The organism is Oceanospirillum multiglobuliferum, from assembly GCF_900167095.1.
GTDB classification, from domain to species: Bacteria; Pseudomonadota; Gammaproteobacteria; order Pseudomonadales; family Halomonadaceae; genus Oceanospirillum; species Oceanospirillum multiglobuliferum.
On the sequence record NZ_FUXG01000009.1, the window covers coordinates 1 to 3,197 of the forward strand.

3 protein-coding genes and 1 pseudogene are annotated in these 3,197 nt (G+C 40.7%); all 4 read left to right on the plus strand.

Annotation, left to right across the window (positions count from 1 at the left end; translation table 11 throughout):
• The coding region (locus B5D26_RS07580; RefSeq protein WP_234985232.1) for a type II toxin-antitoxin system RelE/ParE family toxin at positions 1-344 on the plus strand (344 nt) is incomplete at its 5' end.
• 528 nt (positions 345-872) lie between these two features.
• Positions 873-1,052, plus strand: a pseudogene (locus B5D26_RS16165) (transposase); the annotation flags it as partial.
• A gap of 513 nt (positions 1,053-1,565) precedes the next feature.
• Positions 1,566-1,997, plus strand: coding sequence for a hypothetical protein (locus B5D26_RS07590; protein WP_078745139.1), 432 nt, complete (start codon positions 1,566-1,568; stop codon positions 1,995-1,997).
• A gap of 139 nt (positions 1,998-2,136) precedes the next feature.
• The gene (locus tag B5D26_RS07600) at positions 2,137-2,937 is read left to right on the plus strand and encodes a DUF6615 family protein (RefSeq protein ID WP_078745141.1); all 801 of its coding nucleotides are present in this window, start codon (positions 2,137-2,139) and stop codon (positions 2,935-2,937) included.
• Positions 2,938-3,197 lie beyond the last annotated feature (260 nt).

The following is a 3,197-nucleotide window of genomic DNA, read 5'->3' on the forward strand; positions in this document are numbered from 1 at the left end:
GCCAAGGACAAAATGTCAAAATGGCTGAAGTAATTTGGACTGAATCGGCACTATCTGACCTAAATGATATCGCTGAGTACATCGCGCTTGAAAATGTCGTGGCTGCAAAGCAACTGGTTCAAACGATCTTTTCGATAGTCGAACGTCTAGAAGCTTTCCCAGAGTCAGGTCGTATTCCGCCAGAATTAGAGCATTTCAGTTATCGTGAAGTTGTAGCAAATCCATGTCGTGTTTTCTATAAACAAGACGGTGACAGGGTATTTATTCTGTTTGTTATGCGCGCTGAGAGAGATTTGCGTAAGTTTTTGTTAAGTAGACAAAAATCTTTGGGAATGAGCGGCTAAAAAAGCGTTGAAGAGGGACAGTCAACGCTTTGAGCATGCCCTGCATTATCTGATCTCTGAAAAGTTGAATCTTTCCGCGCTTCATCAGCCTTACAAAAATGACCGAGAAGGCCGTCCGGCTTATGATTCTATTTGCCAAAAAATAACCCTACCTTGTGTCCAGTTGTTTGCCTGCCGCCGTACTGCCTAAGCGAAAAATAGGACAGCCATAAAAATTAGCCCCTTCAAAGAACATGGTCTACATTGAACTCAACCGCTAAGGAATAGCTTGTTCATCAAGGAGGATACACCATGACCCGCGCTCGCTTAGAACAAATCTGCCCATCCGATACCCCTTACTATCACTGCATTGCCCGTTGTGTTCGTCGTGCGTTTTTGTGCGACCAGAAGGGTTGAAGCTTAACCGAGCAATAGGCTGTTTAAACAAGCTAAAACAGTACGCCGAACGAGTGGGTTGTGCATGGTTGCATGGTGATGCACAGTCTAAGCGTTTATATCATGGCGGTGTAGTATGTTGATTTTTCAGATATAAATGAATGGGTGTCCGAATTTTCTTTTAAACATAATCAATCAGCAAAACTAAAGCTTAGTGCCAGTGTAGTGAGACGATATATATTACACATTCTACCTAAAGGCTTTATGAGAATCCGACATTACGGCTACTTGTCGAATGCGGTTAAAACGAAATCTTTAAGCATTATACGTAAAGCATTGTCAAAGCCCTGAGTTGTAAAAGAAGAGAAAAGTGAATCAGCACGGCCTCATTGCCCAAAGTGTGGTTGTGATTGCATTCACAGTTTAGGTAAAGCGCATCAGGTCAGAAAAGAGATAGCCCTGATATTAAAAATAGCTAATACGACTTAGCACCGAAACCTTGATCAATAGCAAGGAGTTAAGCACTTCGGGTATAGCCCGAGGAGTGATTGTTGCCAGCGCATCAAAAAACAGGTAGAAGATAGCTTTATTAGAAAAAATAGTGAACCAAGCGAGCGACTTAGGCGTGGAACAGGCCAGAAAGTAGCGCGTAGATAAGCCACAGGTTGACAGGGAAAACATCATGTTAAAAAGCAAATTCCCTAGAGTGCCAGCGGCCGTTCAACAAACGGTTATAGCCATGGCTTCGCCATCTGTATAACCGCTTAATAGTTAGGCATCAACATGAATTATACAACATCTATCTAAAATGGTATTTAGTGATATGGTCAACAAAAAAAAGCTAAATTGGATGAATACTTCGAATTATTACGAGAGTTAAGAGAACTTGACGTTATCAGATCGTACAACGTTTTAGGTGATATTGGTGAGTATCTCTGTACAGTAGTGTTTGAAAACCTCAAACTCGTAGACGAAATAACGAATCAAGATTTTGATGCAACTGATGGACAAAGTAAAATACAAATTAAGTTTAGTAATTCAAGTGACGGTAAAAATATAGATCTAGGAAAACCCGGAAAATACGATGAGCTAATTGTTGTGCTCGGGGCAAATAGTGTACATAGGCATACGGAAGATAAAGATGGTGAATATGTATTCTACCGATATACGTCGGCTCAAGTTCAGTCGCACTTTGGTGTGAATAGTGGTTACAAATTATCTAAAACTAAACACTTTAAACGAGCTGATGCCATCTATCCGTCGCTAATAAATGCCTAACAAACTGTTTAAGAGTGATTCGCAACGCGTGGCATTTTTACTATGCGTTGGTTTTAGTGATTAAGGTGGTTTGCGGCGGCTTCGGTATTGCGTTACTCACACCTTAACAGGGCGTTATGTGGTTTGTTTAGGAACAAAAATGAACATTGATGAAATATTAATAAAAAATTCAAATTGGGCTTGGAATAAGTTAAGAGAAGCCCGTAAACTCGGCTTCCAATTAGGCGAGGAATCAATTACTGACTTTTTGATTCTAAATATCAAAAAGTTGGGTGGCACCAAACTGATTGTTGAAAGTTTTACTCGTCATAAAGAATCAGTAAATGGTGCCGATTGGGAATGGTGGTTCACTGGTCCAAGTGGAAAGTGGCTTGGGATGCGAATACAAGCTAAAGTTTTAAAACTTGATAGCGAGAAATATGAGCATCTGCATCATCATAATAAAAATGGTAAGCAAGTAGACTTACTTGTTCAGGATGCCATTAGAGGTAATATGGTTCCTACATACTGTATGTACACAAACTGGGACCCATCTAAATACGATACTCCTTGGAAATGCAAGACACACAAAACTTCCGTTCGTCATTATGGTACAGCATTACTGAGTACAAGTAAGGTTAGGCAATTGCAGGCAACTAAAGAAACACGATTGTCTATGATCATTAATAGTCTACGACCAATGCATTGTATATTTTGTTGCTCAGGGCATGGTGGTACTGATTTACCCTCTAGAGCTCTAAATTATGCCAAATCGACAGGATTGTTAGATAGCATGATGGATAACGCTGAGCCGAAAAATTCTGATAATTTTGAGGTCTTGCTACGTGATAGACCTCCTTTCTATGTTGAACAATTGTTAGAAGGTGGGTTGGAAGATAGCTTTATTGATGTAAATGATCAACGCTTAAAAACAATAACAGTTTTCATTGAAGCCGAATAACCACATAACAATGCCATCAAGTGTGACGCTTTACACTCGGCATTTTTGGTATGAAGCTCAGTGCGCTTGGTTGGTTCAGTGGGGCCTGGCGTTCAGGCTGTAGAAAAACCTCCCGAATTATGCTCTGATCGGGTTTTCAAACGCAGGAGGCGGTGATGGCTCGAATCAGGCACTACGACTACAACCAAACGTCGATGGTGGTGATCAATTATCAGGATCAGTTGCAGCTCGGTACTTTTGAGCATGCCCTGCATTATCTG

What these genes read in the sequence shown, in the direction of transcription:
- B5D26_RS07600 (WP_078745141.1), top strand. Translation starts at nt 2,137, where the DNA reads ATGAACATTGATGAAATATTAATAAAAAATTCAAATTGGGCTTGGAAT.